19 protein-coding genes are annotated in these 22,592 nt (G+C 58.4%); 16 read left to right on the forward strand and 3 right to left on the reverse strand.

Going from position 1 to position 22,592, the window contains the following annotated elements; translation table 11 throughout:
• Positions 1-55 precede the first annotated feature (55 nt).
• Positions 56-781, reverse strand: a complete 726-nt coding sequence (locus tag QA637_RS28900; protein WP_283067855.1) for a GntR family transcriptional regulator — start codon at positions 779-781, stop codon at positions 56-58.
• A 321-nt stretch (positions 782-1,102) separates the two neighbouring features.
• Here QA637_RS28900 and QA637_RS28905 point away from each other — a divergent pair, with 321 nt between their 5' ends.
• From QA637_RS28905 to pyc, 8 genes are all read left to right on the forward strand, one after another.
• Positions 1,103-2,104: a DODA-type extradiol aromatic ring-opening family dioxygenase gene (locus QA637_RS28905; protein WP_283067856.1), complete on the forward strand. Its 1,002-nt coding sequence runs from the start codon at positions 1,103-1,105 to the stop codon at positions 2,102-2,104.
• Positions 2,105-2,214: 110 nt separating this feature from the next.
• A complete protein-coding gene (locus tag QA637_RS28910) occupies positions 2,215-3,039 on the forward strand; it encodes an alpha/beta fold hydrolase (RefSeq protein WP_379937340.1) in 825 nt (274 codons plus the stop codon).
• Positions 3,040-3,067: 28 nt separating this feature from the next.
• Positions 3,068-4,144, forward strand: a complete 1,077-nt coding sequence (locus QA637_RS28915) for a substrate-binding domain-containing protein (protein ID WP_283067858.1) — start codon at positions 3,068-3,070, stop codon at positions 4,142-4,144.
• A gap of 10 nt (positions 4,145-4,154) precedes the next feature.
• Complete coding sequence (locus tag QA637_RS28920) at positions 4,155-5,678, forward strand: sugar ABC transporter ATP-binding protein (protein ID WP_283067860.1); 1,524 nt, start codon at positions 4,155-4,157, stop codon at positions 5,676-5,678.
• 74 nt (positions 5,679-5,752) lie between these two features.
• The gene (locus QA637_RS28925) at positions 5,753-6,661 is read left to right on the forward strand and encodes an ABC transporter permease (RefSeq protein WP_428843193.1); all 909 of its coding nucleotides are present in this window, start codon (positions 5,753-5,755) and stop codon (positions 6,659-6,661) included.
• Positions 6,662-6,731: 70 nt separating this feature from the next.
• Entirely contained in the window at positions 6,732-7,619 is an 888-nt protein-coding gene (locus tag QA637_RS28930) for a fumarylacetoacetate hydrolase family protein (protein ID WP_283067864.1), read from the forward strand.
• Positions 7,620-7,648: 29 nt separating this feature from the next.
• A complete protein-coding gene (locus QA637_RS28935; protein ID WP_283067866.1) occupies positions 7,649-8,056 on the forward strand; it encodes a RidA family protein in 408 nt (135 codons plus the stop codon).
• A 95-nt stretch (positions 8,057-8,151) separates the two neighbouring features.
• Positions 8,152-11,610, forward strand: a complete 3,459-nt coding sequence (pyc, locus tag QA637_RS28940; protein WP_283067868.1) for a pyruvate carboxylase — start codon at positions 8,152-8,154, stop codon at positions 11,608-11,610.
• Between the two features lie 134 nt (positions 11,611-11,744).
• Here pyc and QA637_RS28945 read toward each other — a convergent pair whose 3' ends face one another.
• Positions 11,745-12,707: a LysR family transcriptional regulator gene (locus QA637_RS28945; RefSeq protein ID WP_283067870.1), complete on the reverse strand. Its 963-nt coding sequence runs from the start codon at positions 12,705-12,707 to the stop codon at positions 11,745-11,747.
• A 246-nt stretch (positions 12,708-12,953) separates the two neighbouring features.
• Between QA637_RS28945 and QA637_RS28950 the strand changes: the two genes are divergently transcribed.
• The 6 genes from QA637_RS28950 to QA637_RS28975 all read left to right on the forward strand — a co-directional run bounded on the left by QA637_RS28950 (position 12,954) and on the right by QA637_RS28975 (position 18,466).
• On the forward strand, positions 12,954-13,799 hold the full coding sequence (locus QA637_RS28950) for an ABC transporter substrate-binding protein (protein ID WP_283067872.1): 846 nt from the start codon (positions 12,954-12,956) through the stop codon (positions 13,797-13,799).
• Between the two features lie 108 nt (positions 13,800-13,907).
• Positions 13,908-14,855 carry an amino acid ABC transporter permease gene (locus tag QA637_RS28955; protein WP_283067873.1) on the forward strand — a complete coding sequence of 316 codons (948 nt, stop codon included), beginning with the start codon at positions 13,908-13,910 and terminating at the stop codon, positions 14,853-14,855.
• The gene (locus QA637_RS28960; protein WP_283067875.1) at positions 14,852-15,649 is read left to right on the forward strand and encodes an amino acid ABC transporter ATP-binding protein; all 798 of its coding nucleotides are present in this window, start codon (positions 14,852-14,854) and stop codon (positions 15,647-15,649) included. Before QA637_RS28955 ends, QA637_RS28960 begins: the two co-directional genes overlap by 4 nt.
• Positions 15,650-15,687: 38 nt before the next feature.
• Positions 15,688-16,908: a MalY/PatB family protein gene (locus QA637_RS28965; protein ID WP_283067877.1), complete on the forward strand. Its 1,221-nt coding sequence runs from the start codon at positions 15,688-15,690 to the stop codon at positions 16,906-16,908.
• A 136-nt stretch (positions 16,909-17,044) separates the two neighbouring features.
• Positions 17,045-17,464: a RidA family protein gene (locus QA637_RS28970; RefSeq protein ID WP_283068032.1), complete on the forward strand. Its 420-nt coding sequence runs from the start codon at positions 17,045-17,047 to the stop codon at positions 17,462-17,464.
• Positions 17,465-17,494: 30 nt separating this feature from the next.
• Entirely contained in the window at positions 17,495-18,466 is a 972-nt protein-coding gene (locus QA637_RS28975; RefSeq protein WP_283067879.1) for a 1-aminocyclopropane-1-carboxylate deaminase/D-cysteine desulfhydrase, read from the forward strand.
• Between the two features lie 537 nt (positions 18,467-19,003).
• On the opposite strand, the gene QA637_RS28980 is transcribed toward QA637_RS28975, so the two are convergent.
• On the reverse strand, positions 19,004-19,774 hold the full coding sequence (locus tag QA637_RS28980) for a helix-turn-helix domain-containing protein (protein WP_346283799.1): 771 nt from the start codon (positions 19,772-19,774) through the stop codon (positions 19,004-19,006).
• A gap of 347 nt (positions 19,775-20,121) precedes the next feature.
• On the opposite strand from QA637_RS28980, the gene QA637_RS28985 reads away from it, so the two are divergent.
• Positions 20,122-20,970 (forward strand): AraC family transcriptional regulator, encoded by an 849-nt coding sequence (locus QA637_RS28985; RefSeq protein WP_283067883.1) that lies wholly within the window; start codon positions 20,122-20,124, stop codon positions 20,968-20,970.
• A 317-nt stretch (positions 20,971-21,287) separates the two neighbouring features.
• The gene (locus QA637_RS28990; RefSeq protein ID WP_283067884.1) at positions 21,288-22,016 is read left to right on the forward strand and encodes a siderophore-interacting protein; all 729 of its coding nucleotides are present in this window, start codon (positions 21,288-21,290) and stop codon (positions 22,014-22,016) included.
• Positions 22,017-22,592 lie beyond the last annotated feature (576 nt).

The raw sequence follows: 22,592 nt of genomic DNA on the forward strand, positions 1-22,592 counted from the left end.
GGCAAATGAGTCTCGCAAGATGTCTTGGACGGCTAAGGCAGCAGCCGTTTGAAGTTTAGGAGGCAGGCTGTCGAGCCGACAGCTTTGACCGTGTCTTCGGTTTTTCTTGTGCGGCCTGGAAGTGCTCTAGAATCCGGTCACGCTGCCGCTCGATGTGGTTTCTTATCGTTTCGGACAAGCCTGCCAGGTCACGGCGTTTGAAAGCATCCAGAATGGACCGGTGCTCCTGCACGATGACCATCGAACACTCCGGGTAGCGGTCGTACAGGTTCTCGAACCAGTCCAGGTAAACATCGCAGTCGCGCCCGACTTCGTTCACCGCTTCATTACGGCAAGAATGCCGGATCTTGAGGTGGAACTTATGGGAGACGCTCTTATAGGTCCTGACATCGTTCTGTTCGACGGCGGTGGCCATCTGTTCGGCATATCGCTCAAGCTCGTCGACGTCGTCTTCACTCGCCGATAGCGAGGCGAGGTAGGTCCGTCCCACATCGACGATCCACCACAGTTCGAACTTCTCTCGAATCATCTCAAGGCTTGGGACCGTTATCTTCCGATCCCGCATTCCCGAGCGTTGGGTAAGCCCGGCACGCTCCAGTTCCGCCAGCGCCTCGCGGGCCGGAGAGCGACTGACACCGTAGGTTTCGGCCAGTGCTTCTTCCGAGATGGGACTACCTGGAAGCAACTGTCCTTGCAGAATGTCGTTCTTGACCATCGAGTATAGCTGGGAAGAGAGCTTGGATCTCTGCATTTGGCGCTTCGGACCGGTCTCTGAAACCATTCGTATTCATCCTTTAACGTTCATTTCGGCAGGCGCGGCTACGCCTCCCGAAAACTCAGTTCCTCGGGTCTGCAGGTCACAAGCCGGAGGGGAACATGCACATCGGCCGTCTTCCTCATTTTCGCGCGTCAGCTCGCCCGTCTGACCAAATCGTTATCTGCAACCATAAACCACTTGCAATCGCTTGTCACGTATGTATCCTGAATCCCGTATTCTGTATCCGAAAGACATGCAGATTAAGTTGGCGCCTATTCGCCGCCGACAAACCGCGTCGTCGGGCCGTTGACCGGCTGAACGAACGCATCAATGAGGAGGAAGTTAATGGCTGAAGTTGTCTGCGCCCTGAGCATGTCCCATGCCCCCGGCGTCCTTGGATGGGCGGACGCGCCATCCGAAGCGGTAAAAAAGAGCATCCACGAAGCCCATCAGGAATGCGCTCGGCGTCTCGACGCGGCACGCCCCGACTTGATCATCGCCTTCCTGGACGACCATTTCGAAAACCATTTTCGCAAGATGATGCCGGCCTTTGCCGTCGGCATCTCGGCGTCCCATAGCGGTCCCGCCGACTATATGATGGAAGCTCTCAAGTTCGACGAGAAAGTCGTGATCGAGAGCAATGTCGAGCATGCGGAGACATTGCTTCGTGGGCTCATCAAGCGCAACTTCGACGCAGCTCGCATGGGCGAGATCGAATACGGCAACAACCTTCTTGTGCCGTGGAAGCTGATCCGACCGCAATACGACATTCCTGTCATTCCGATCTACACGAACGTATTCTCGCCGCCGCTCCCGAGCATGGCGCGTGCATACGACATGGGTGCAGCGGTGCGCGATATCATTGAACGCGAACTGCCGGCCGGCCTTCGGGTTGCGTTCCTGGCGACCGGCGGGCTGTCGCATTGGCCTCCCGTCTGGACCGAAGGTGCGCCGGAAGACGACCAGTTCCTCCAGCGTATGAAGCGCTATCAAAGCGAGGGGAAGCACGTCGCGGAGGAAGATCCGACGCTCTATTCCGACCTGGCCGCCTACGAGATCGAAATGGCCGACAAAATGCAGTGGCCGCTGCGCCATCAGCACCCCCTGGTCAACGCGGCTTGGGACCGCGAAATCATCGATGCCTTCGGAAGAGGCGACACCGATTATCTTCGGAACTGCACGTTCGAAAGCGTCGAAGAGGGTGGCGGACACGGTGGTCACGAGATCCTCAACTGGATGGCCGTGATGGGCGCCATGGGCGGGTCCAAGGCCGATGTGATCGGTTATGAGCCGGTCGTCGAGTGGATCTGCGGCATGGGCTACATCGCCTACGACGCTGCAGCTTAACTGCACTCATCCATCGATTTGCCGATAACAGCAACCCGCACCGGGACAAGTGCGGTGCGGGTTCACGCATTCATTCGGCAAGAACGTAGCTGGCGTTTCTGGAGCTTCACATGCCCCATTTCGAAGACCGAGAGTTCTCGATTGACGGCCACCGGGTCGCTTATATCGAGGGCGGCAAGGGTTATCCCTTGCTGATGATCCATGGGTCCGGTCCCGGCGCATCCACGTTGGGAAACTGGAGCCGCGTCCTCGGGCCCTTGTCTGAGCGATATCATGTCCATGCAATGGATCTGATTGGCTTTGGAAAGTCGGACCGGAAGAAATCAGAACCCTTCTTTGACCTCGATCTTTGGGTCCGGCAATGCAAGGCCATGCTGGCAAGGATCCCGGGCGAAACAGTTGGGATCATCGCTCACTCCATTTCGGCCTCGCTCGCCCTGCAGGTCGCTGCTTCCGAAGCCCGCGTAGGCCAGGTGCTGACCACCGGGGCGATGGGAGCGAAATTTAATGTCAACGAAGGTACGGTCGCCTGCTGGACCTTTCCGGAAACCCGGGCGGATCTGCAGAAAGCGATTGGGTTCCTGATCAATGACAAATCGCTGATTGACGACGCCTATCTGGACGCGCGGGTAAAAGTCCTCCACGAGGATCCCAGCTACAAGGACTACTTTTCGCGGATGTTTGCCGGCGACCGGCAGCGTTACGCGGACCTCGCCATCATCGACCCGTCGGTGCTGGCCCGTATCAAGTGTCCAGTGACGATGCTGCACGGAAGAGTGGACGAACCGTTCCCGCCAGCGACCACTCTCAAACTTGCCGACCACATACCGCAAGCGGACGTCGTCCTGCTCGCAAATTGCTCTCACTCAGTGGCGCTTGAGCGAACGGACGCGCTGTTGTCCGCCGCTCATACGCTGTTCCCGCAACCACAATAAAATAACAACACCTTAGAGGGGTTCTACTATGGTTACCGGAATTTCGAAATCCAAACTCAGCTTTGCCCGCATCGCCTGTGCTGTCGTCGTTGGATCACTTTTTGCGTCGCATTCCAGCTTGGCCGAGGAGCCCGACCGGCTGGCCGGAATCGTTGAGCCGGTCGTCGCGACCAAGCCGCTCAAACTCGGCGTAACGCTGGTTCACCTCAATGACGATTTCTGGAAAGGCATCGCCTACGGGATTGCCGACGAGGCAAAGCGAAACAATGTCACGGTCGCCCAGATTTCGATCGCCGGCGCCTATGGGAACGTGACGCAACAGTTCTCGCAGATCGAAACCTTGCAAAGCCTTGGTGTCGACTATGTCGTGCTCGGCGCTGCTGCTTACAAAGGCTATGATCCCCAGCTCAAGCGGCTTAAGGATGCGGGCATCGGCGTCATTGCTGCGGGCATCCCGGTCGACAGCAAGAACGTCGATTTCGGTGTCACGCAGGATGACGAAGCAATCGGTCTCGGTCTGGCCAAGGAGATCTGCGCGGCTGCCGGACCAGACAAGGCCGGCGCCATTGCCCTACCGGGTCCCGCCGGCGCTGAATGGGCGCGCTTGCGGCTTGATGGCTTCGAGCAAGGCCTGAAAGCGTGTCCGAACGTAGCCTTGGTCAAGGGTGCTGTTACCGGCGGGCTTGAGCTGGAGCAGGGCCTCACCCAGGTATCGGATATGCTTCAGAAGAATCCGGACACGAAGTTTATCTTCACGCCGGTGATACCGCTGGGACTGGGTGCGGCTCAGGCTGCTCGGCAGAGCGGCATCCAAGCCCAGGTGGTTTCTGCCACGATCGTCCGCGAGGCACTGCCGTTGATCAAGAACGACCGCTTGTTGGCGCTCACGTCGGAGCCGGGCATCCTGATGGGCCGTCTGATCGTGCAGTTCGCCATTCGAGATCATGAGAAACTCTCGAAAGGTGACGAGTTCAAGACGCAGGGCATGGCCTATCCAACGATCTTCACCAACAATGCCGTGATCACAAAGAAGAACGTCGATTCCTACGGCTACGATGTCTACGACCTTCCCCCGAAGGATTGGTCCTTGAACATCAAGCAGTGACGGTGCCCTGATGACACCACTCCTGCGACTAGTCGACGTCAGCAAGTCCTTCGGAGCGACAAGAGCGCTCCGGGGGGTCTCCATCGATATTTTCCCCGGTGAGATTCATTGCATCATCGGGGAAAACGGGGCGGGCAAGTCCACTTTGGGCAGAATCTGTGGGGGCTTTGTTCGGCCAGATACCGGCAGCTTCTGGTATGGCGGCAAGGAAGTTCCGTTTTTTACTCCTGACGAAGCGCGAGCAGCCGGTTTGGCGATGGTTTTCCAGGAGCTTTCGCTGGCGCCGGACCTGAGCATTCAAGACAACCTTTTCCTGGGCGCTGAGCCGACACGCAACCCTCTTCGCGTCCTCAGACGTTCGCGAGAGCGGTCGCAATGCCAGAGCGTTCTGGAAGCGGTGGGCCTCGGCAGGATTGAGATCAAGCGGCCAGTCGGCCAACTCCCGCCTGGCCAGCAGCAGCTTGTTGAAATCAGCAAGGCCCTGGCGCGTAACCCGAGAATTCTCGTGCTCGATGAACCCTCGGCCATGCTTAGTCTGGCCGAGCGCAAACACCTGCACGGGATCATGGGCGAGCTTAAGGCCAACGGCACTGCGATCGTCTTCGTTACCCATCATGTATCAGAAGTCGCCGAGCTCGCCGACCGCGTCACCGTGCTTCGCAACGGCGCTCTCGTTGAGAGCATTGCCGGGCGCCAGACCGTCGATCAGATCGTTGAGCGTCTCGGCGGCGGAGGCATTCCCGCACCGCATCGGCAGCGCCAGGTCGTGCAAAATCCCGACAATGACACCGCCGATCTGCTCTCGCTCGTGGTGCCGCGTCTGGACGGTAGCACCGAAGCAATTCGCGTCGCGCCTGGCGAAGTCGTCGGGCTCTATGGCGTCATCGGCTGCGGTAGCGAGCGGATTGCATCGATCGTGTCGGGCCAGGAATCGGATGCCGCATCCGTCGCGATGGAAGTCGAGGGGCAAAAGATCGCCATCAATACGCCAGTTCGGGCTCGCAGGCTCGGAATAGGGCATCTTCCAAACGGCCGCGCCGCGAACGGGATCCTCCCGACGAGAAGTATCAGCGAAAACCTCTATCTGCGTCCTCGCAGCCGCAATCAGCGGGCGACGCTCGCTCCGACGGGCGGAGATCCTGACAAGGAACTGTCGGAAATCGGCGTTCGATACGGAAATGCGAAAGATCCGATTACGAGCTTGAGCGGCGGCAACCAGCAGAAAGTCCTTATCGGTCGGCTGCTCGGATCCGACCTCCGTCTGCTTGTGCTCGAGGAGCCGACGGCCGGAATCGATATCGCCGCAAAAGCGGACGTTCACAATCTACTGCGCAAATGCACTGGCAAGGGATGGGGGATCCTTCTTGTGTCCAGCGATCTCGAAGAAGCGATCGCCCTCAGCGACCGCATTCACACGATGTTCGACGGACAGTGCGTGCGCACGTACAGCGCCCCGACCACCGGCGACATGTCGTCGATCTCGGCGGACGTGGTTGGCGCGACACATGCAAAAGACAGGGAGGAAGTTCTATGAGTTCGCAAAGTATCAACCAGGCCGGTCCTCCGAAGGTGCGGCATCTGTTCGGACACGTCGGCTATGCCGATTTGATGTTGCCGTTGCTTATACTATTGCTGGCGCTCGTCGCAGTGATGATCGAGCCGCGGTTTCTTTCAACGAACAACCTGCTCAATCTTCTTCGGCAATTGACGCCATTGCTGATTTTCGCAGCCGCGCAAGGCATCGTGATCATGTCCGGCGGGCTAGATCTTTCCCAATCGTCCGTGTTGTCTGTGGCCGGGGTCGCAGGCGTCCTCGTGATGCCGCAGCTGGGTATTGGTGCCGGCGTCTGCGTGATGGTTGCTGTTGGGGCGTTTTGTGGGCTGTTCTCAGGCTTCGTCGTCGCCGCGACAGGGGCAAGTCCGCTCATCGTCACCCTATCCGCCCTTTCCATCACACAGGCTTTCGCGCTGATTTTGGCGAACGGCGTGCCGATTTATGACGTTCCCGGCGAATATACCGATCTGATCGGCTTTACCTCACTTGCCGGAATCCCGGTGATGGTTTTGATCGGCCTGGCGGTCTTGGCTTGCTGTTGGGTCCTGCTGCGCTTTACCGTTTTTGGACGGTACGTGTACGCGATGGGCTCGAACTTTTCGGCAGCTTCGCATTCAGGCGTCGACGTCCGGTTTTATACGGTGCTCGTCTATGTCTTGAGCGGCGTCTGCGCCGGGATTGGCGCGGTTGTCGTGACCGCCTGGACAAGCGCTGCCCAACCGATTGCGGCACCTAACCTCGCCTTGCAAGCCCTAGCCTCCGTTGTCCTCGGTGGGGTGGCCCTCAAGGGCGGCAGCGGTGGAATGATCCATGTGGTCTTCGGCGTCGTCACGCTCGGGATGCTCTCGAATGTCCTGAACATGATTGGCGTGTCCGCCTATTTCCAGACCTTGGCGGTCGGCCTCGTTATTCTGTTGGCAGTCTGCCTCGACCGGCTCCGGCAGCGCTCGGCTCGCCGTTAAGAGTCCCCCGAGCTCGCATCCCCCGTGGGTGGCGCGGTGCCCACCCATCCCCTCAGACAGGAGTAAATTGATGAAGTTTGTTACGTTCCAGCATCGGGGCAACACTGCCGTCGGCGTTTTGGTCGATGACGGTTCGCGCCTGGTCGATCTTACTGCGGCAGGCCTCGCAGCAGATATGCAGGATCTGATCGAAAACTACGATCAGCACACCGCCCAGATCGCGAGGCTTGTCCAAGAGAAAGCCAACGTATTGCAGCTCTCCGAGGTGGAGCTTCGCGCGCCTATCCCGACCCCACGCCGGAACATCTTCTGCGTTGGCAAGAACTATCATGAACATGCTGCAGAGTTCGGGCGCAGTGGCTTCGACGCGGGATCGATCGGCGGCTCAGAAGTTCCGGAATATCCGATCATCTTCAGCAAACCGCCGTCATCGGTGATCGGCCCGGGCGCGACGATCGAGTGGGCGAATGATCCCTATCAGTCGGTGGACTACGAAGCCGAGCTTGCTGTCATTATCGGTCGTGCCGGCCGCGTCACCGAGAACGATGATCCAATGGATTTTGTCTTCGGCTACACCATCATCAACGACGTGACCTCGCGTGAACTGCAGAAGCGCCATAAGCAGTGGCTGCTCGGAAAAGGTATCGACACCTTCGCGCCCATGGGCCCTGCGATCGTCACCCGGGAAGCAATGGGCGACATTTCTTCGAGGGGCATTCGCTGCCACGTGAATGATGAGCAGCGTCAAAACGCTCGCATCGGCGACCTGATCTTCGACATTCCGACCCTCATACGCTCGATCGGCCGCTCGATCTCGCTGGTAGCCGGCGACATTATCGCAACCGGCACCCCGGTCGGTGTCGGCATCGGCTTCACGCCGCCGAAATACCTCAACCGTGGCGATCGCGTTCGCGTCGAAATCGACGGAATCGGGACGCTCGAAAATCCGGTCGGATAATCATCGCACATCGAAGATAGGAGTATAGAATGGCCGATATCAATATTTACAATCCGGAGAAGCTTGGCCCGCCCATGGGTCAGTACACACATGTCACCCGTGTAAAGGCGAACGAGTTTCTGTTCATCGCCGGAATGCTTTCCGGTGACTCCGCGGGAAACGTCATCGGTGAAGGTGACTTTGACACCCAGACCGCGCAGGTTTTCAAAAACGTCGAAGCCGCACTGAAATCTGCCGGGGCATCCTGGAGCAATGTCGTGCAGTTCACGACCTATTTGGTCCACTCGCAGGACATCCCGAAGTTCATGGAGTTCCGCCTGCGTGAATTTCCCAAGATGTTCCCGGACGGGAAATATCCGCCGAACACTTTGTTGATGGTCGACCGGCTGGTGAAGGAACCGTTCCTCGTAGAGGTTCAAACGATCGCGGCGCTCTAAGCGCGAATACCTTCATCCGATTATCGAAGAGAGCAGGCTCAGCCATGCAGGCCGGGGCCTGCTCTCGGCCACCTCGTTTGTGAAGAAGAGTTGCGATGCCCATTTCCAAGATACTCGTTGCCAACCGCTCTGAAATTGCCATCCGTGTGTTCCGCGCGGCCAACGAGCTGGGACTTAAAACGGTCGCGATATGGGCTGAGGAGGACAAGCTGGCGCTGCACCGCTTCAAGGCGGACGAGAGCTATCAGGTCGGGCGCGGCCCGCACCTTGCCCGCGATCTCGGGCCGATCGAGAGCTATCTGTCGATCGACGAGGTGATCCGCGTCGCCAAGCTTTCCGGCGCCGACGCCATTCATCCGGGCTACGGCCTGCTCTCCGAAAGCCCGGAATTTGCGGAAGCCTGCGCCGCCAACGGCATCACCTTCATCGGCCCGAAGCCGGAGACGATGCGCCAGCTCGGCAACAAGGTGGCGGCGCGCAACCTGGCGATTTCGATCGGCGTACCGGTCGTGCCGGCGACCGATCCGTTGCCCGACGATCCGGAGGAGATCAAGCGGCTGGCGCAAGAGATCGGCTATCCGGTGATGCTGAAGGCGTCCTGGGGCGGCGGCGGCCGCGGCATGCGGGCGATCCGTGAGCCCAAGGACCTGATCCGCGAGGTGACCGAGGCCAAGCGCGAGGCGAAGGCCGCCTTCGGCAAGGACGAGGTCTATCTGGAAAAGCTGGTCGAGCGCGCCCGCCATGTCGAAAGCCAGATCCTTGGCGATACCCACGGCAACGTCGTGCATCTCTTCGAGCGCGACTGCTCGATCCAGCGCCGCAACCAGAAGGTCGTCGAGCGCGCACCGGCACCGTATCTCACCGCAGCCCAGCGCGAGGAGCTTGCCGCCTATTCGAAGCGGATCGCCGAGGCGACCAACTATATCGGCGCCGGCACCGTCGAGTATCTGATGGATGCCGACTCCGGAAAATTCTACTTCATCGAGGTCAATCCGCGCATCCAGGTCGAGCACACGGTGACCGAGGTCGTCACCGGCATCGACATCGTGAAAGCCCAGATCCACATCCTCGACGGCTATGCCATCGGCTCGCCGGAATCGGGCGTGCCCTCGCAGGAGAACATCCGGCTGAACGGCCATGCGCTGCAGTGCCGCATCACGACCGAAGACCCCGAGCAGAACTTCATTCCGGACTACGGCCGCATCACCGCCTACCGCGGCGCCACCGGCTTCGGTATCCGTCTCGACGGCGGCACGGCCTATTCCGGGGCGGTGATCACCCGCTACTACGATCCGCTCTTGGAAAAGGTGACGGCCTGGGCGCCGAACCCGGACGAGGCGATCCACCGCATGATCCGGGCGCTCCGCGAATTCCGCATCCGCGGCGTGGCGACCAACCTCACCTTCCTGGAAGCGATCATCAGCCATCCGAGCTTCCACGACAACAGCTACACCACCCGCTTCATCGACACGACGCCGGAGCTGTTCCAGCAGGTGAAGCGTCAGGACCGCGCCACCAAGCTCTTGACCTATCTTGCCGACGTCACGGTCAACGGCCATCCGGAGGCCAAGGGCCGGCCGAAGCCCAATGATGACATCGCCGCTCCCGTGGTGCCGTTCATCGGCGGCGACGTGCAGCCAGGCACCAAGCAGCGGCTCGATCAGCTCGGGCCGAAGAAGTTTGCCGAATGGGTCAAGGCGCAGCCTCAGGTGCTACTGACCGACACGACGATGCGCGACGGCCATCAGTCGCTGCTCGCCACGCGCATGCGCACCTACGACATCGCCCGCATCGCCGGCACCTATGCCCGGGCGCTGCCCAACCTCTTCTCGCTCGAATGCTGGGGCGGCGCGACCTTCGACGTATCGATGCGCTTCCTCACCGAGGATCCGTGGGAGCGGCTCGCGATGGTGCGCGAAGGTGCGCCGAACCTGCTCCTGCAGATGCTTCTGCGCGGCGCCAACGGCGTCGGCTACAAGAACTATCCCGACAACGTCGTCAAATACTTCGTCGCCCAGGCGGCGAAGGGCGGCATCGACGTCTTCCGCGTCTTCGACTGCCTGAACTGGGTGGAGAACATGCGCGTCGCAATGGACGCGGTCGCCGCGGAGAACAAGATCTGCGAGGCGGCGATCTGCTATACCGGCGACATCCTGAATTCCGCCCGGCCGAAGTACGATCTCAAGTACTACACGGCGCTTGCCGCCGAACTGGAGAAGGCCGGCGCCCACATCATTGCCGTCAAGGACATGGCGGGCCTTCTGAAGCCGGCAGCCGCCCGCGTGCTGTTCAAGGCGTTGAAGGAAGCGACCGACCTCCCGATCCATTTCCACACGCACGACACGTCGGGCATCGCCGCCGCGACCGTGCTTGCCGCGATCGAATCTGGCGTCGACATCGTTGACGCGGCGATGGATGCGCTTTCCGGCAACACCTCGCAGCCCTGCCTCGGCTCGATTGTCGAGGCGCTTTCCGGCTCCGAGCGCGATCCCGGCCTTAATCCGGAATGGATCCGCCGCATCTCCTTCTACTGGGAGGCGGTGCGCCACCAGTATGCCGCCTTCGAAAGCGACCTCAAGGGACCGGCCTCTGAAGTCTACCTGCACGAAATGCCGGGTGGGCAGTTCACCAACTTGAAGGAGCAGGCCCGCTCGCTCGGGCTCGAGACCCGCTGGCACGAGGTGGCGCAGGCCTATGCCGACGCCAACCAGATGTTCGGCGACATCGTCAAGGTGACGCCGTCGTCGAAGGTCGTCGGCGACATGGCGCTGATGATGGTTTCCCAGGACCTGACCGTTGCCGATGTCGAGAACCCGGCGAAGGACATCGCCTTCCCGGATTCGGTCATCTCGATGCTCAAGGGCGATCTCGGCCAACCGCCGGGCGGCTGGCCGGAAGCTCTGCAGAAGAAGGCGCTGAAGGGCGAGGAGCCTTATGCGGCCGTGCCGGGCTCGATGCTGCCGCCTGCCGATCTCGACGCGGAGCGCAAGTCCATCGAGGAGAAGCTCGGCCGCGAGGTCACCGACTTCGAATTTGCCTCGTATCTGATGTATCCGAAGGTCTTCACCGACTATGCGCTGGCCGCGGAGACGTACGGGCCGGTCAGCGTGCTGCCGACGCCGGCCTATTTCTACGGCATGGCGCCGGGCGAGGAGCTCTTCGCTGACATCGAGAAGGGCAAGACGCTCGTCATCCTCAACCAGGCGCAGGGTGAGATCGACGAGAAGGGCATGGTCAAGATGTTCTTTGAAATGAACGGCCAGCCGCGCTCGATCAAGGTTCCGGACAGGAACCGCGGCGCCTCCGCCGCGATCCGGCGCAAGGCGGAAGCCGGCAACGCCGCCCATCTCGGCGCGCCGATGCCGGGCGTCATCTCGACGGTGGCGGTTCACCCCGGCCAGCCGGTCAAGGCCGGCGACGTGCTGCTCTCCATCGAGGCGATGAAGATGGAGACGGCTTTGCACGCCGAAAAGGACGGCGTGATCGCCGAGGTGTTGGTCAGGGCCGGCGACCAGATCGATGCCAAGGATTTGTTGATCGCCTACAGCTTTTGAAACATTTAACTGTTCCCCAGAGGCTAACGTCGCCTCTCTTCGCCCCGTATCCGCGATATCGGGCATTTTTTCGTGAGCCCACCTTGTCACGCATTGGGTCATTGGGAAGAGTTGGCTCCAAGAGCGATTGGAGGTTACCCATGGCCAATGATTTGGTGAAGGGACGCCTTCTTTTTTTCCTCACAACCCGCCACAATCGAGCGAATACAACTTCTCAACCAAATGTGCCCTGCGTCTGTCTGCTTCGCTCGGACGTAAATCAAAGAAACTCGAACGTCAGGGAGAGCAAAGGGCGGACGCGTGACCACTATTTCGCTGCTTTCATCCAAAAGTGACAGCATGCCATCGGCGAATGCTGCAATCATTTGTGTACCCTTAAGCACTTTCGGAGCAACCATGTAGTACGGCACAGTCGCGGCAACGCGGCGTGACAATCCCATTGCCTTCAGTGCCCCATCGCTTACGCCGGATTCATCGCCATCCGGAGATATTTGCAAATGAGGCATCGCAAGATATTTCTCTAGTGTCAGATCCTTTATGACCGGATTCGCTACCCAGGCGGCGCAGAGCATTTGATGTCGTGCGAGAATAGTTTCGACCACATGCGCCTCCCGAATGATAGGATTGCCGAGTAACACGCAATCGAGATCCGGATCGCTCAGCAATTCGGAAGCCTCATAGAGATATACCGGCACGATGCGAAGTCGAGCGTGAGGTGCTTTGGCGTTGAACTCCTCTAGGAGCGCAGGAATATACAGGGCACTGGTATAGTCTGTGACACCGATTCGAAATTGGCGTTGGCTTTCACTCGGTTTGAAATTGACGTGTTGGGATACCACTCCCTGAATATCGGACAGCGCTTGCGTGATTACGGCTGCCAATTCTCTGGCCTGAGCAGTCGGGTTCATTGACCCGGCATGCTTGACGAACAGCTCGTCTCCAAAGATCTCGCGCAACCTATTCAGCGAATGACTGATCGCCGATTGTGTTCGACCAGCCCGCTCTGCGGCGCGAGTGACACTGCGTTCCTGCATGAGAAGATCAAAAACTTTCAGTAGGTTCAGGTCAATTTGATTAAGACTGAAATCGCTTCTCATCCGAGCCTCGTTTTACGTTTTGGCCCGGTATAATAATGAATGTGGCTCATATTACCATGCCGAATATTCATTCGCCGCCCAAGGGACCAGACGGTATGGTCCTTTCGCGGGTGTAGAGAGGATGCACCCTACAAAGCCTGTTCTCGCGCACTGTTCGGACAGAGAGGCAAGTCACACTTGCATCTCTGATGGCCGACGTGCGTCGAAACCAGGGCGATGAAGACAAACGCAACAAGGGAACATAAAATGACTGCCATTAAATCTGTAATGCTTTCGACAGCGGTGCTGATGGCTAGCGCAACTGCTTCGCTCGCAGACGAGGTTCCGCTTCCGGCCTATGTGAAGGACAGCGGCAAATTGCCAATCGCGACCACCATTTATGCTCCCTTCTCTTACATCGACGAGAGCGGCAAGCAGGTCGGTCTCAGCGTCGAATTGGCTCAGGCAGCTGCCAAAACACTTGGCGTCGAGCTGACCATCGACCAGGTCCCATTTACGTCTCTCATTCCGTCTTTGAGTGCTGACCGGATCAAGATCGCCTGGCTCAATGCATCGGTAACTGAAGAACGTCTCAAGCAAGCGGATTTCGTCGCGTGGATGGAGGACGGCACCATCGCTTCGACCCTCCCCGAAAACAAAGACAAATACGCGAAGCGCACGGCACTGTGTGGTGGCACGGTCGCGGTTCAGTCCGGCACGGCAGCCGACTTTTCTGCGGATCAGCTGAACCAGGAGTGCAAAACCGCCGGCCTTCAGGAATTCAAGAAGGATATATATCCGTCGCAGCAGGACACTGTTCAGGCCGTCATCACCGGACGGGCTGACGCTTATCTGGATGACTCTACGTCAGCCGGATACTACTCGCAGGTCAGCAAGGGAAAACTCGTTCTGACGGGCGAGGTCTTTCACAAGAAACCTATCGGCCACATCATCAAGAAGGGCGACGCCGAAACCGCCACCATGCTTGCTGCCACGATCCAAAAATTGATTGACGACGGCACCTACAAGGCCATCCTCGACAAATACGGCATGTCTTCGGCCGCGATCGCAAAGCCGATCGTCTACACGGATGTATCCCAGCTCAAAGATTGACCTCCATCTCCCCGCTCTGCCGATCTGGCAGAGCGGGGAGAACAGGTAATTCGGCCGCAACTCGATTTGCGAAAAGTCATCATATCACTCTAAGAAGGAATCGAGGACTTGAACGTTCTCCCCCTCAAAGACGATAGCGTCGCTGCAAAGCACACGACGCAGTTCAAGGTGGTGCCTCTCCGTCATCCCTGGCGCTGGACGGCTGCTGGTTTGGTCGCAATTCTTATGCTTCTGCTGATGCAGGCAGTCGTCAGCAATCCCAACCTTCAGTGGCCCGTCGTAGCCTCCTACATCCTGAACCCGATTATCTTGCAAGGGCTATGGATAACTGTCGGATTGACCCTGGCCATCATGTTTTTTGCCAGCGTCATTGGCATGATCGTCGCCTTGATGATGCTTTCGCCGAGCAGAATGCTGTCACTCCCGGCCGCAGGGTTCATCTGGTGGTTCCGGGGCACACCAGCGCTCGTCCAGCTTATCCTTTGGTACAACCTGTCGCTCATCTTCAAAGACATCACGCTTTGGTTGCCGGGCCTTGGTACGATCTTTTCGATTCCCACGAACACGATAATGACGCCGTTGGTTGCGGCGGTCGTTGCGCTGTCCCTCCATGAAGCGGGCTATATGGCGGAGATCATCCGAAACGGATTGAAATCAGTGAGCCGTGGCCAAACCGAAGCGGCTCTGTGTCTTGGGATGAAACCGTCTCTGTTGCTGCGACGGATTGTTATCCCTCAAGCGATGCGCGTCATCATTCCTCCGACCGGAAACGAGACGATCAATCTGCTCAAAACGACGTCCCTCGTCAGTATCATTGCCGTCGGCGACCTTTTGTACTCGGCGCAGGCGATTTATGCCCGGACGTTCGAAACCATCCCTCTCTTGCTCGTCGCCACTTTCTGGTACCTCGTTGTCGTCTCCATAATGACCGTCGGTCAAGGCTACCTGGAACGTTACTACTCAAGAGATGAAGCCGGACACGACTCCGCTCCGGTTGGCCTATCACGGCTTGGTTTGATCCTCACTATGCGTGAAAAATGGAGAGCCGCACAATGAAGACCAATCACTTCGAACGGTTCGGTGTCTCTTCCTCCGTCATGATACACGCGTCAGATGTCAGGAAATCCTACGGTAGCTATGAAGTACTGAAGGGCGTGAATGTCTCGGTGCCGAACGGATCGGTCGCCTGCATTATCGGACCGTCCGGCTCTGGTAAGAGCACATTTCTCAGGTGCATCAATCATCTCGAGGAGATCAACAGCGGACTGCTGCTGGTCGATGGGGACTTCGTTGGGTACCGCTTGAAAGACGACAGGCTCCATGAACTGAGGGCGTCGCAGATTTGTGCACGGCGTGCCGAAATCGGCATGGTCTTCCAGCATTTCAATCTGTTCCCGCATATGACCGTGCTTGAAAACCTCATGGAAGCTCCGGTCCGCGTCCGCGGTGAGAAGCGCGTCGAAGCGCGGCAACACGCTTTGGAGCTTTTGCGCCGAGTAGGGCTGGCCGAAAAGGCTTCCGCCTATCCAAGACAACTGTCCGGCGGCCAGCAGCAGCGAGTTGCGATCGCGCGAGCCTTGGCGATGCGCCCGAAAGTGTTGCTGTTCGATGAGCCGACCTCGGCGCTCGATCCCGAATTGGTCGGCGAGGTCCTCTCAGTCATGAAGGACCTGGCCCGTGACGGGATGACGATGGTCGTGGTCACGCATGAAATCGGATTCGCCCGTGAAGTCGCGGACCAGTTGATCTTCATGGACGGGGGAACCGTCATGGAACAAGGCGATCCGCGCGAGATGATCGCCAACCCCAAGTCACCCCGCACACGCGAGTTCCTGGCCAAAGTCCTTTAGCCGCGCTGGAACGACCAGACAGATAATCGGAGAATATTATGCACGATTTGCACCGGGCGCCGGCCGACGCCGCCGCGGAAACGACCAACTTTGACGAAGTCCTCGACCGCTCGACCCTGAGCACCGTCAAATGGGAAATGGAAATTGATCGTACCGGGAACAAATCCCTGCTCGGCTTCGGTACAGCAGATATGGACTTCCGGTCGCCCAAGCCAATTGCAGCGGCTCTTGAGCGCACCGCGCGGCTTGGCCATTTCGGGTACCCCTACAAGCCAAACAGCTACTACGACGCGCTGAGCGGCTTCTACAAGAGGCATTTCGGGTGGGAGATCAGGCGCGAGTGGATCGCCCACAATGTTGGCATCTACCCCTCCATGCGACCCTTGATCGATCGCCTGAGTGTCGAGGGCGACGAGATCATCTACCAGCCGCCGGTCCACTTCCAGTTCAGGAATATAGTGGCCGCCGCCGGTCGCGTGCCGGTTGCAAACCCTCTGATGCTACGCAATGGCCGTTATGAATTCGACTTCGATCAGCTGTCCCGCTGCGTAAGCAGCCGCACAAGACTGCTCTTGCTTTGCAACCCTCACAACCCTGTCGGCCGGGTATGGTCGCGAGAAGAATTGGCGCGGCTTGCGGAATTTTGCCAGCAGCACAACGTCGTTGTCGTTTCCGACGAGGTCTATTGCGGCCTGCTGCACGAAGGCGCTCACTTTACTCCTTTCGCGAGCGTTTCATCAGAGGCTCTCATGAATTCGGTGAGCCTGCTTTCCGCCAGCAAGATGTTTAATTTGACCGGACTGAAGCACTCTCAAGTCATTGCCGCCAATCCTCGGCTCATGCATGAGTATCTCGAGGGGTTGAAGCGCGATACCTCCGGCTACGGCGGTTCTCTATTCGGCCACGCCGCGACCGAGGTGGCATACCGGGATTGCGATGGGTGGCTGGGCGATCTCATGAGGTATGTTGCCGGAAACTATGCCTTCGCCGAGGCTTTCTTCAAGGAAAGACTTCCGCGTATTCGCGCGCGCCCGACGGAATCCACCTACTTCATGTGGCTTGACCTGTCGGATTACGGCATGTCGCACCAGGAAATGCTCGACTTGTTTGAAACAAGGCACGGCCTCGTCCTCAACTATGGTGAAGACTATGGGCCCGGCGGTGAAGGACATATCCGCCTGAATATCGGCACGCCAAGGTCTGTTCTTGCTCAAGGACTCGAGCGAATGGCGGAAGCATTGTCCAGCCACGAAAGATGATCGCGGCATTCCCCCCCTGTTAGCTATCACTCAACGATATGTCGGCGCGAACAAGTGCCGACACGCGATCCGTTCGAATTCGATATGCCGTGATGCATTGCGTAAGACGCCCATCTCCAACTCTTGTGAGGAAGCCATGGAAATCTCGACCCCTAACGCGCCCGCAGCTGTCGGTCCCTATAGCCAGGCGAGACGCCATGGAAATCTGCTTTTCGTTTCAGGCCAACTGCCTCTTGACCCCGTGACAGGGACCATGGCGAGCGACGCGGAAGCGCAGATGCGCCAGGTGCTGGCAAATATCGAAGCGATTGTGACTGCGGCGGGGGCAAAGATGTCCAATGTCCTGAAGACGACCGTGCTCGTGACCGATCTTTCGAAGTTCAAGCAGTTGAACGAGATTTATGCTGCGGCCTTCTCAAAGCCCTGTCCGGCACGCGCGACCTATCAGGTGGCGGCGTTGCCGATGGGCGCTCAAGTTGAAATCGAGGCTATCGCCGTCATTCCAGGTGAAGCGGATCATGTTTGTAAGGGATCCTGCGCCGCGGCGGCCTTGTAATGAAAACGCATCCCCTTAGAGGTTAGCGCGATGACAGATCAAGTTGATTTGGTCCCACTTGGCTTCTTCCCAACCCCGATCGACAACTGGGAAAACCTTGGGCGTGAACTCGGCATTTCGCTCAGCGCGAAGCGGGATGATCTTTCCGGCCTGGGCGGCGGCGGAAACAAGATCAGGAAGCTGCAATATCTTCTTGCCGAAGCCAAAGCGGAAAAGGCAACGACGCTGATCACGGCGGGCGCCGCGCAATCGAACCATGTCCGGCAAACCGCGGCTGTCGCCAGAAAACATGGCATGCGGCCTTTAGCCCTGCTTCGCGGGCAGCTGCCCTCCAACCCCTCGGGAAACCTGCTTCTCGATCGACTTTTGGGCGCGGAGTTGGAATTTCACGATCGTGACGACTTCAACGCCATGGTCGTGGACCTTATGCTGGAGCGCAAGGCAGAGCTGGAAGCCTCAGGCGAGCGCGCCTATGTCATCCCGATTGGCGGGTCGAGCCCCTTGGGAGCTCTTGGTTACGTCGATTGCGCCAAAGAGATGCGCGAGCAGTTCGATGCGCGCCGGCAGAGACATCCGGATTATATCGTGGTCGCAATGGGCTCGGGCGGCACGTATGCCGGCCTCGTCGCAGGATGCGCGCGATATCTGCCCAACACGCAAGTTCTCGGTATCGTTATTACAACAGCGGCCTTTGCTTCGCGCGAATGCGCGGCGTCATTGACGAACGACACCGCCCGACTTGCCGGTGTCGATCGGCGCTGGGATGCGGAAGATCTGTTGCTCAACTATCAGCATATCGGGCCGGAATACGGGATCGCCAGCGAAGAAGGGAATGCTGCAATCCGCAAGGTAGCAGGAGCTGAAGGGGTTTTTTTGGACCCGACATATACGGGAAAGGTCTTCGCGGGTTTGATCGCATCCCTCGGGGAGACGATCCCGGCAGGCAGTGATGTGGTTTTCGTGCACACCGGGGGAAGCCCAGCCCTTTTCGCACGCGGATAACGCGTTCCATCGAAATGGAACTCTCGGAGCACGTCGTTATTACCGCGGATCGCCAGCAATCACACTCCTAGCCAAGCGCGCGTCTCGCGTTGCATTTCAGCTTCCGTCACACACCCAGGAGCTTCGATGTCTGTTCTGAATACCTCGCTAAAGCCTTTCAAAGCGCATGTCTTCCGTCAGGGCCTCAACTCACGCTCAAGCAGCGTCATGACGACGTGCGTCGCGCCCCTTCCTTCTCGCTGAGTAGCCCAGGACGCGATATTAAACTGACCTTTGCCGGCTTCCACTCGGCCACGAATTCACGTCGCTTGTGCTCGCCCTTGTGTCGCTGTGCCGCCACTCAGTCACAGTTTCCGCCCCCACCTGCGCAACAGCTGCCGTAAAACTCTTGCGCACCCGTTGGCGCATGGCAGACCTGATGACCATCTGCACAGAGGGTCATCCTGCTGCAGATAAAGTCTTTGGACGTTGCTGCACCGATCGAGCCGGCACTCGGGTGGGACGTTAGTAGCTTGTGCTCACATAAACCGGGGCGGCTCACTTGAAGAACCGGGCGGGTGTTGTTCCGAACGTTTCGCGGAACGCTGCTACAAAACTGGAGGCGGACTCGTAACCGACATCCAAGGCGACATTGGTCACAGCTTCTCCGTAAGCCAGAAGTTCAAGTGCCGCCAGCAAGCGGAGACGTTGACGCCAGGCACCAAACGCAAGATGGGTTTCCCGCACGAAAATGCGTTCGACGGTTCTTGAACTCGCCCCCACTCGTGCAGCCAATGAGGCGAGTGGTTCGCGACTCGAGGGATCGCGCTTGAGGATCTCCACTATGCGCAAACCCCGTGGATCACTGGGGACAGGCAGATCGACAGGCGAGCGGTCGAGCGTCGCGATCTGGTCAAGCAAAACCTCGCAAAGCCGAGCTTCCTTCGAACCTGACTGATAGTTCCACGACAGACCCGCGCACGATGAGATCAGCTCGCGTACAAGCGGCGTCACCTCCACAACAACACACGACGATGAGGTCGGTGCACAAACAGCATCCGGGTCGATGTAAAGAACGCGGATTTCGGCTGCTCTCGCCACGCTCAATTTGTGGTCTGTATTTGCGCATATCCACAATGCCCGTGTGGGAGGAAGCACCCATCTGCTAGCTTGTGTCGATACGTGAATCACACCTTTTATCGCGTAAATCAGTTGGTGGCGCCGGTGATTGTGGAAAGATCCCTCACTTGATGACCAGCTTTCGACCTGGCCCACAACAGGAGCGGAGGCGAAATCAGGATCGGAGTCGTTTTGACGAGAGGGCAACATAGACGCAGATTATATCGATAAATCGTCGTGCGATCCAGTTGGAGAAACATCCGCTCTGACGGCATGGACGGGAAGCGCCGATCGCGAGTCCGGCCGTGGCGCTGTCGCGTCATCAATAAATATTGGCCGCCTGCAGATATTACCTCGCTGAATCGGCTGATATTCTGGCCCGCACTTCACCACGAGAGACGCAACGCGCCCGCCTCTACATTGTCGCAGGCGGGGCGGGGCGCCTACTGCGCAGCCACGTGGCCCGAAGCCGTGGAGAGGACAGAACAAATTATCCTACCGACTGCGTTTCCTATTCGCACCCGTTGGAGCCAAGCACGGCGCAATCAAAGGGTGTCATGATGGACTATGATCGCACGATATCAGCGTCGAACACGACACTCGAAATGCTCGATGATGGCGATGAGGCTCTTGGCGACCCGCGTGTCATGTTCCGATGGCATCATTACCCGTCGGCGCACGTGGTCACGCGCCATCTTCACGCCCGTGTCCAGCTTATTTGCGTTTTTGCCGGTGTGGTCCTGGTTGAAACAGACGGCGGGCGCTTTATGACGCCGCCCGGTCATGGCCTCGTTGTGCCTGCCGGGCTGCCACATTCTCACATCGTCCTCAGCGACGTAATGATGGTTTCCGTCTATTTGAATCCGACAGAAGGCGTTGGGCGGCAAGAGCCCTTTGTTTTTGAAGTGACGGATCTTGGCCGTAGCCTCTTGCTGGAAGCCGTCAAGCTGAAGGAAGCTGCCGTCGCAAACCCAAGGTCTTGTCTAGTGCAAGAACTCCTGCTCGAAGAGATCACGAATTTGGAAGAAAAACATCTCGTGCTCTCGTTGCCCTCAGATGTGAGGCTCGCAAACCTATGCCGCGGCTTCTTGGAAGCTCCAACGCCTAACGATCATATTGATGATTGGGCCGGGAAGCTCGGGATGAGCCGCAGAGCCTTCACGCGTTTTTTCCGCCGAGAGACTGGCGTAAGCTTTCTGAAATGGCGCCAACAGGCGATAGTGTTTTCAAGCTTGCCCCGTCTTTCAGCGGGGCAGCCGGTGACATCTGTCGCGCTCGAGGCGGGCTACGGCAATATCGGCGCCTTCACCACCATGTTCCGCCGGGTCATGGGCCTTCCCCCAAAACAGTATGCCAAAAGGGCAGGTCCTTTGCTAAGCGCTGACCATGTCAAACACGCAGGCTAGGGATCCGGCTATGGACGGAAATGTGGATTTTGCGAAAGACGGATCCTCCTTCGGCGAAGGGTGCACGATGTAGCGCTCGATCTTGGTCGCGAGCCTGAGGGTTTTTGGCAAGGCAACGAGGTTCGTCAAAAAAGCACAGCGTTTCGCAGCCGTCACAAGCTCAACGAGGCTGAACCAGAAAAACTCACAAACCAGTTGGCGCTGTCAGGATATCGCTACAGGCTGTCCGTTCCTCAATATCGGCCGCCGCGCAAGTCCTTTAAGCCTTTCCAGAACGCCTGGTGAATCTAGGACAATAGCGACGAGGCCGTGCGGATATGAACAAAGCGGATGTGAATCCCCCCTACGATATCTTCAGCGTGACCGTAAAAAAAGCGACGTTGATAACCCCGCTCTTGAAGCGCATAAGCGTGGATGCGCAAGAAGTATCGGGGCTGCGACCAGATCTGCCTGGTCAATACCTGAAAGTTTTCGTTCGCGACTCAGACGGATTTCGGCAGCCTGGGCGCGCTTATACTGTTAGGCGGTTCAATCCGACGACGAGTGAACTTGAGCTCGACTTTGTATTGCACGGCGACGAGGGCAACATATCCAGGTGGGCGTCCCGAGCAGAAGCCGGCGATAGATTGGAAATAAGCAGGCCTAACACGCGGAGCGGAATCTCGATTAATCCGGAAATCAGGAACTACATTCTTTTCGCCGACGAGACCGGTTTGCCAGCTGTCGCCGCCATCGTGGAGGCGCTTCCTCCGACGGCGGAAGCGCAAGTATTCATTGAGATCGCGAATGCTGAAGAGATGCAGTCCGTTGGCGCAGCGGCGGCAGTTTCAGTGCGCTGGCTCTGCCGCGAGCTCGGCGAGACACTGGTTGATGCTGTTAAGGATCTATCCGTCCCATCGGGTTCCCTGGTTTGGGTAACGGCAGAATCAGGCCAGGTTTCGGCGATCAGGACCGAGCTAAAAAGACAACAATCGCTTGAAACCTGCGCGGTTCATGCGAGCGGGTACTGGAAGAAGGGCGTGGCGGATCACCGCGAACCTGACTGACCTATGTCCCATTGGTGCAAATCGCGGTCGTGACCGATAGTGCGCAAGCGCTGCAGCACCTTTCCAAGCCGCCGAGGAGGGGCAGCGGAGTAGCGTCGTAGACGTAGGAAGTGGCACCCGAATTTACAGAGCAGGGGCGGGCACTAACATAGTGGGGCAAGCGCCCGGGTGCTTACCGCTTAGTCGATGTTGCCGTTTCAACTTGAAAGCGTCGCGATCCCGAGCCGGCTAAAACCTCTGGGAACGCCGGATGCGAGGAAGCGAGGGAGACCAACGCGCAGGTAGAGGACCCAACGGGCAGCCACGTTTCGACTGGCCTGTCGTCGCCAACGTCGACCTGAAGGCGGCAGGTTACCTGCGCGCCCACGCCTGTTGCACCGCACTGACGCTGCCCATCGGCAACGCCGGATCGATCGTCGTGATAAGCGTTGACGTAAGTCGGAACTCGCGCGTCTGCCCGGAGGTCGGCAGAATCCAGTGATGGTCATCGGGTGGACCCGCGCATAAGCATGCGGATCCTGTTCTTGACGGATTAGCGACGTAAGTCGGCATTATATCGAAAACCCGTTCTCCGTT

This window comes from Sinorhizobium terangae (genome assembly GCF_029714365.1).
GTDB classification, from domain to species: Bacteria; Pseudomonadota; Alphaproteobacteria; order Rhizobiales; family Rhizobiaceae; genus Sinorhizobium; species Sinorhizobium terangae.

Coding starts and splice junctions, on each gene's coding strand:
- QA637_RS28950 (WP_283067872.1), top strand. CDS start 12,954: ATGACTGCCATTAAATCTGTAATGCTTTCGACAGCGGTGCTGATGGCT.
- QA637_RS28990 (WP_283067884.1), top strand. CDS start 21,288: ATGAACAAAGCGGATGTGAATCCCCCCTACGATATCTTCAGCGTGACC.
- pyc (WP_283067868.1), top strand. CDS start 8,152: ATGCCCATTTCCAAGATACTCGTTGCCAACCGCTCTGAAATTGCCATC.
- QA637_RS28900 (WP_283067855.1), bottom strand. CDS start 781: ATGGTTTCAGAGACCGGTCCGAAGCGCCAAATGCAGAGATCCAAGCTC.
- QA637_RS28980 (WP_346283799.1), bottom strand. CDS start 19,774: ATGTTGCCCTCTCGTCAAAACGACTCCGATCCTGATTTCGCCTCCGCT.
- QA637_RS28925 (WP_428843193.1), top strand. CDS start 5,753: ATGTTGCCGTTGCTTATACTATTGCTGGCGCTCGTCGCAGTGATGATC.
- QA637_RS28960 (WP_283067875.1), top strand. CDS start 14,852: ATGAAGACCAATCACTTCGAACGGTTCGGTGTCTCTTCCTCCGTCATG.
- QA637_RS28935 (WP_283067866.1), top strand. CDS start 7,649: ATGGCCGATATCAATATTTACAATCCGGAGAAGCTTGGCCCGCCCATG.
- QA637_RS28945 (WP_283067870.1), bottom strand. CDS start 12,707: ATGAGAAGCGATTTCAGTCTTAATCAAATTGACCTGAACCTACTGAAA.
- QA637_RS28970 (WP_283068032.1), top strand. CDS start 17,045: ATGGAAATCTCGACCCCTAACGCGCCCGCAGCTGTCGGTCCCTATAGC.
- QA637_RS28915 (WP_283067858.1), top strand. CDS start 3,068: ATGGTTACCGGAATTTCGAAATCCAAACTCAGCTTTGCCCGCATCGCC.
- QA637_RS28920 (WP_283067860.1), top strand. CDS start 4,155: ATGACACCACTCCTGCGACTAGTCGACGTCAGCAAGTCCTTCGGAGCG.
- QA637_RS28985 (WP_283067883.1), top strand. CDS start 20,122: ATGATGGACTATGATCGCACGATATCAGCGTCGAACACGACACTCGAA.
- QA637_RS28905 (WP_283067856.1), top strand. CDS start 1,103: ATGGCTGAAGTTGTCTGCGCCCTGAGCATGTCCCATGCCCCCGGCGTC.
- QA637_RS28965 (WP_283067877.1), top strand. CDS start 15,688: ATGCACGATTTGCACCGGGCGCCGGCCGACGCCGCCGCGGAAACGACC.
- QA637_RS28930 (WP_283067864.1), top strand. CDS start 6,732: ATGAAGTTTGTTACGTTCCAGCATCGGGGCAACACTGCCGTCGGCGTT.
- QA637_RS28975 (WP_283067879.1), top strand. CDS start 17,495: ATGACAGATCAAGTTGATTTGGTCCCACTTGGCTTCTTCCCAACCCCG.
- QA637_RS28910 (WP_379937340.1), top strand. CDS start 2,215: ATGCCCCATTTCGAAGACCGAGAGTTCTCGATTGACGGCCACCGGGTC.